We start from the raw sequence: 5170 nt of genomic DNA on the forward strand, positions 1-5170 counted from the left end.
GGGTAGACCTCCCGGAGGTCTACCTCGCGCACACGGGTCTACCTCGTGGCGCACGAGTCTGAGCATTCAGGCCGCATTGGCCGCGCCCACAGGCTGCTCAGCGATCCACAGCCGCCATCGCGGGCCCCTGAAGACCCGCGATGGCGGCCACGATGCGCGGATGAGATCCAGCCCCCCACCGCCCATTCCCGCTCGCCCGTCACAGGGGCCCGCTCCGCTACGACCCGTCGATCTCAGCCAGCTCACTCCTCGTCGACTCCCCGACGCCGAGACGTTCCGGGGCGACGAGCGGACGCGACTGGAGCGGAGGCTGCGATCAGGAGAGGTACGGCGGGTCCGCCGTGGCGTCTACGTCGCACCCTTGCCGACGGATGCCCCGGCCCTGGCTCGGCAGGCCGAGGTTCTCGCGGAGATGAGAGGTGTCGTGAACCGGCTCACGACTCCGTTCTGGTTCAGCCATGTGAACGCGGCATGCTGTGGGGGTGCTGGACGTGGCGCCTCGCGGCCGAGGTGCACGTCACGCAGCTCGGACACCCGAAGGTCCGGAGCGGCGACAGGGTCCTTCGGCGGCACTGGACCGACCTGCCGGTCCGTGACAGGTGCGCGCTCGACGGGCTGCCTGTGACGGGACTGGAGCGAACCGTCGTCGACTGCCTCCGGGGGCTGCGCGAACCGCAGGGGATCGTGATCGCCGACTCGGCGCTGCGGATCGGAGCCCGGACCGAGGTCCTGGAGACGGTTCTCGAGGAGTCCGCCGGGAAGAGGGGAGTCGTCCGCGCGCGCCGGGTGCTCGCCGCGGCGGACGTTCGGTCAGAGTCTCCGGGAGAGTCCCTCGTCCGATGGTTCGCGGTCGACGCCGGATTGCCAGCGCTCGACCTGGCGATCCCTGTCGCTACCTGGCTCGGAGCATTCTGGCTCGATCTCGGCTGGCCCGACCTTCGCATCGGGATCGAGTTCGACGGCGCGGTCAAGTACTCCGGCGGGCGCTACGGAGAGCCCGGGGAGCGGTTGCTCGCGGAGAAGCGCAGGCAGGACGCGCTGGTGGAGGCCGGGTGGACGATCATCCGGGTCACCTGGGCAGACCTGTCGGATCCGGAGCGGCTCGTGGCCCGGCTGCGCGCCGCCCGTGAGCGAGCGCGGGCCCGCCACACGCCGAGGTAGACCCGTGTGCGCGAGGTAGACGCCCCGGAGCTCTACCTCGCGCACACGGGTCTACCTCGGCGCTCAGGCTGCGGTCGAGGCCTCGGCCCCCAGCAGACCCACGTAGCGCACCCTCGTCGCGAGCACCTCCCGCAGCTGCTCCCCGATCCCCTCGACGAACTCCTCGCGGTACACCGCGTCGACCTGGACCGAGATCGCGTAGTACAGGCCGGTGAACGTCGCGATCGCCACCGACACCCGCACGAGCGTCTGCGTGACCACGAGCGTCGTCCCGGACAGGTCGAACGTCAGGAGCACGCGTTGCCCGTCGATGCCCCACAGGTCCATGACCTCGGGCGTCACGGTCAGCGTCCCGAGCGCGACGAAGAAGATCCCCATCCCGGCGCTGACGACGAGCACCTGCAGGAGCTGGGAGACGCCGATCATCGCGGCCACGTTGAACCGTTGGCTGCGGGTCAGGGGCGGCAGGTCCGCGGCCCCCGGCACCCCCTCGGCCGCCGTGCACAGCGCTCCTCGCGCCTCGGTCGGCAGCCGCAGTCCCACGAACAGCACGACGAGCAGCGCGAAGAACGTCCCGAGGATCACGCCCGCGGCCCCGCCGGTCCGGCTGAAGACCTGCCACACCTCGGCGTTGTAGAACAGCACGAGCGAGAAGACCATGAGCAGCGGCAGGAGTCGGACGAGCCGCATCAGGGACGCCCCGAGCTCGTCCGCGATGCGCGCCAGCCCCCACCACAGCGACGAGCCCAGCCCGTACGCGACCACGACCCACACGAGCCCCAGCAGCAGCAGGTTCCCGCCGGCCGTGACGAGCGCGGCCCGCCACTCGCCCCCGAACACCGCGGGCAGGACCGCAGGCACGAGCACGAAGAACGCGAGCTCGGGCCCGCCGACGTCCTGCGGCAGCGTCGACCAGTGCCGTCCGCGCAGCGCGTTGAGCCCCGCGTACGCCGCGGCGAGCAGGACCGCCCCGCCCGCGACCGCGAGCAGGTTGCCCCACCAGGGCCACCCCTCGTTCAGCGCCCCGGTGAGCTCGAGCAGCAGCACGACCACGAGGAACGGCGCCGACCGCCCGAACACGTCTCGCCGCGCCGAGTGGTCCTCGATCAGCAGCGGCAGGCCGTTGCGCCGCAGCACGCGTTCGCACCCGGCGACGTCGAGGTGGGCCACGTCCGGCCCGTGGGCCGCAGGGCCGGGGGGAGCGGCGTCGTCGGGCGGGGTCATGCGGGGAGCGTACCGGCGCGCGCGACCGGTGGCCGGGCGGCCTCGCCGCGGCTACGTTCGCCTCATGCCCGACGACGACGCTCACCTCCCCGGCCTTCCCCCGCCCCTCGGCGGGGTCGCGTGGGACGACGACGCGTCGGCCGGTGACTGGATCGGGCCCCGAACGGGTGATCCGGGGACGGTCGGCGGGTGTGTCCCGTCGGGCTTCGCGGCGTACGCGCGCATCCCGGACGCGCCCGCGTGGTCCGACGAGGACGAGGGCATGGGGTCGCTCTACCTGGGGCACGGCGGCGGGTCCGGCCCCGAGCAGATGGACCTGCTCCTCGAGGCCCTCGCGCCGTTCACGGGCGACCAGGAGTGCCACTTCGCGCTGTGGACCGGGTACGGATGGCTGTACGACCACGGGACGCGGCCCGAGGACTCGACGTCGTTCGCCGCACTGACGTACGCGATCGACGACGTGGGCGAGGGGGACGCACCCGGGTCGTCGTTCGCGCTCGCCCAGGCGCGGGCGCAGGCCGCGGCGCACGCCTTCCGGGCCGCACGCCAGGTCGAGCGGCCCGCCGCACCGACGCTCGCGCTACCGCACCGTGACTACCACCTGTGGCACGGTCCGCTCGCGCAGGCGGCGGCGTTCGCGTCGCTCGACCAGTCGCCGACGCTGTGGTGGCCGGACGACCGGTCGTGGTTCGTGTGCACCGAGCTCGACACCGTGGCCACCGACCTCGGGGGCAGCGAGGAGCTGGTCGCGGCGCTGCTCGCCGTCCCCGGTCTGCGCGTGTCGCGCGTGAGCCCGGACGACTCCGTGCAGATGCCTGCGGACTGGTGACGGGCCCGGACCCGCAGTCGAGGTAGACCCGTGTGTGCGAGGTAGACCCCCGGGCGGTCTACCTCGCGCACACGGGTCTACCTCGGCAGGCCGCGACCCGCCGTCGCGGCCGTGGCCTCACAGGCTCCGTGCGAGCGCTCGGCCCACGGTCCGCCCCGAGAACAGGCAGCCGCCGAGGAAGGTCCCCTCGAGCGCCCGGTGACCGTGCACGCCCCCTCCTCCGAACCCGGCCGCCTCGCCCGCGGCGTACAGACCCTCGAACACCGAGCCGTCGGGGCGCAGCACGCGACCGTCGGTGTCGGTGTGCAGGCCGCCGAGCGTCTTGCGGGTCAGGACCGAGAGCCGCACCGCGAGCATCGGACCGTCCTTGGGCGTCGTGAGCGGGCGCGGCGGGGACACGCGGATGACCCGGTCCACGAAGAACTTGCGGGCCATGGCCGTCGCGACGACCTGGTGGTCCTTGCCGAGGCCCGAGCGCACCTGGTCGTCGCGCAGCCGCACGAGCCGTTCGAGCTCTTCGGCGTCGATGTGCCCCTGCGACCCGGGGGTCGCGTCGGTCAGGGCGTTCATCCCGGCGGCGAGCTCGGTCGGGTTCGCGCCCCACACGAACTCGGGGGACTCGGCCGCGAACCGCGCCACGGGACCGACGGCCCCGGGCAGGACCCGCTGCGCCAGGAGCCGCACGCTCCGGCCGGTCAGGTCGGGGTTCTGCTCCGAGCCCGACAGCGCGAACTCGCTCTCCATGATGGCCTTGTTGAGCACGAACCAGGAGTGGTCGTCGCCGCGGGCCGTGACGTGCTGGAGCGAGCCCAGGGCGTCGAAGCCGGGGAACAGGGGCGAGGGCAGCCGGTGGCCGTGCGCGTCGACCCACAGCGACGAGGGGCCGGGCAGGATGCGGATGCCGTGGTCGGTCCACACGGGCGAGTGGTTCGCGATGCCCTCGGGGTAGTGCCACATGCGGTCCTCGTGGACCAGGGCCGCACCCGCGTCGCGAGTGATGCCGAGCAGCAGCCCGTCGGTCGAGTCCGGGACGCCCGAGAGCATGCGCGCGGGCAGCACGCCGGCGGACGCAGGCCAGTTCGCGCGGACCAGGTCGTGGTTCGCGCCGATCCCCCCGGAGGAGACGACGACGGCGCTCGCCGACAGCTCGACCTCGCCCACGACGTCGCGCACCGAGGGGGCGCCGCGCTCGGCAGGGTCGTCGGCCAGGATCTCGGCGCGCACGCCGGTCACGGCGCCGTCGGTCACGACGAGCCCGGTGACGCGGTGGCGGAAGCGGATGTCGAGGAGGCCCGCCTCCCGGGCGTCGAGCGCGGCGCGGACGAAGGGTTCGAGGATGCCGGGCCCGGTGCCCCAGGTGACGTGGAAGCGGGGCACGCTGTTGCCGTGGCCGCCTGCGGGGTAGCCGCCGCGCTCTGCCCACTGGACGAGCGGGAACCAGCGCACCCCCTTGGCGTGGAGCCACGAGCGCATGTCGCCCGCGGCGAAGTCGACGAATCCGCGCGCCCAGGCGTAGCCCCAGCGGTCGGGTCCGTCGCCGTCGGCGGCGCCGGGGGCGAAGTTCGCCGACCCGAGCCAGTCGTCGAGCGCGAGCTCGGGGGTGTCCTTGACGCCCATGCGGCGCTGCTCGGGGGAGTCGACGAGGAAGAGGCCGCCGAAGGACCAGAAGGCCTGGCCGCCCAGGCTCGCGGCAGGTTCCTGGTCGAGCAGGATCACGTGGCGTCCTGCAGCCGTGAGCTCGGTGGCCGCGACGAGGCCCGAGAGCCCGGCGCCGACCACGATGACCTCGGCGTGGTCAGGGCCGGACCGGCTGGGAGCGCTCCCGTGGGCGGGTGTGCCCGACGGGACGGCGTTGCTCGCGGAAGGGATGCTGACGTCGTTGTCACTCATGCGCAGAGACTAGACCCCGCGCCCCGCCGCGAGGTAGAGGCCAGCCGTCGAGGGAGAGGTCCCCAG

The 5170-nt window shown here is 73.4% G+C and carries 4 protein-coding genes and 1 pseudogene; 3 read left to right on the forward strand and 2 right to left on the reverse strand.

The features are described from left to right. Positions 1-160: 160 nt before the first annotated feature. Positions 161-346, forward strand: a pseudogene (locus H9652_RS20455) (hypothetical protein); the annotation flags it as partial. 125 nt (positions 347-471) lie between these two features. Beyond that, on the forward strand, positions 472-1161 hold the full coding sequence (locus H9652_RS17885; protein WP_191797909.1) for a hypothetical protein: 690 nt from the start codon (positions 472-474) through the stop codon (positions 1159-1161). Positions 1162-1224: 63 nt separating this feature from the next. Here the strand turns inward: H9652_RS17885 and H9652_RS17890 are convergent, their stop codons facing one another. Next, a complete protein-coding gene (locus H9652_RS17890; protein ID WP_191797911.1) occupies positions 1225-2385 on the reverse strand; it encodes a hypothetical protein in 1161 nt (386 codons plus the stop codon). Between the two features lie 64 nt (positions 2386-2449). On the opposite strand from H9652_RS17890, the gene H9652_RS17895 reads away from it, so the two are divergent. Then, positions 2450-3214, forward strand: coding sequence for a hypothetical protein (locus tag H9652_RS17895; protein WP_191797913.1), 765 nt, complete (start codon positions 2450-2452; stop codon positions 3212-3214). A 117-nt stretch (positions 3215-3331) separates the two neighbouring features. Here H9652_RS17895 and H9652_RS17900 read toward each other — a convergent pair whose 3' ends face one another. Further along, positions 3332-5104, reverse strand: a complete 1773-nt coding sequence (locus H9652_RS17900) for an FAD-binding dehydrogenase (protein ID WP_191797915.1) — start codon at positions 5102-5104, stop codon at positions 3332-3334. Positions 5105-5170 lie beyond the last annotated feature (66 nt).

It is taken from the genome of Oerskovia rustica (assembly GCF_014836555.1).
GTDB classification, from domain to species: domain Bacteria; phylum Actinomycetota; class Actinomycetes; order Actinomycetales; family Cellulomonadaceae; genus Oerskovia; species Oerskovia rustica.

Bases quoted from the DNA above. Each gene is read 5' to 3' on its own strand.
- H9652_RS17885 (WP_191797909.1), top strand. From the start codon at position 472: ATGCTGTGGGGGTGCTGGACGTGGCGCCTCGCGGCCGAGGTGCACGTC.
- H9652_RS17890 (WP_191797911.1), bottom strand. From the start codon at position 2,385: ATGACCCCGCCCGACGACGCCGCTCCCCCCGGCCCTGCGGCCCACGGG.
- H9652_RS17895 (WP_191797913.1), top strand. From the start codon at position 2,450: ATGCCCGACGACGACGCTCACCTCCCCGGCCTTCCCCCGCCCCTCGGC.
- H9652_RS17900 (WP_191797915.1), bottom strand. From the start codon at position 5,104: ATGAGTGACAACGACGTCAGCATCCCTTCCGCGAGCAACGCCGTCCCG.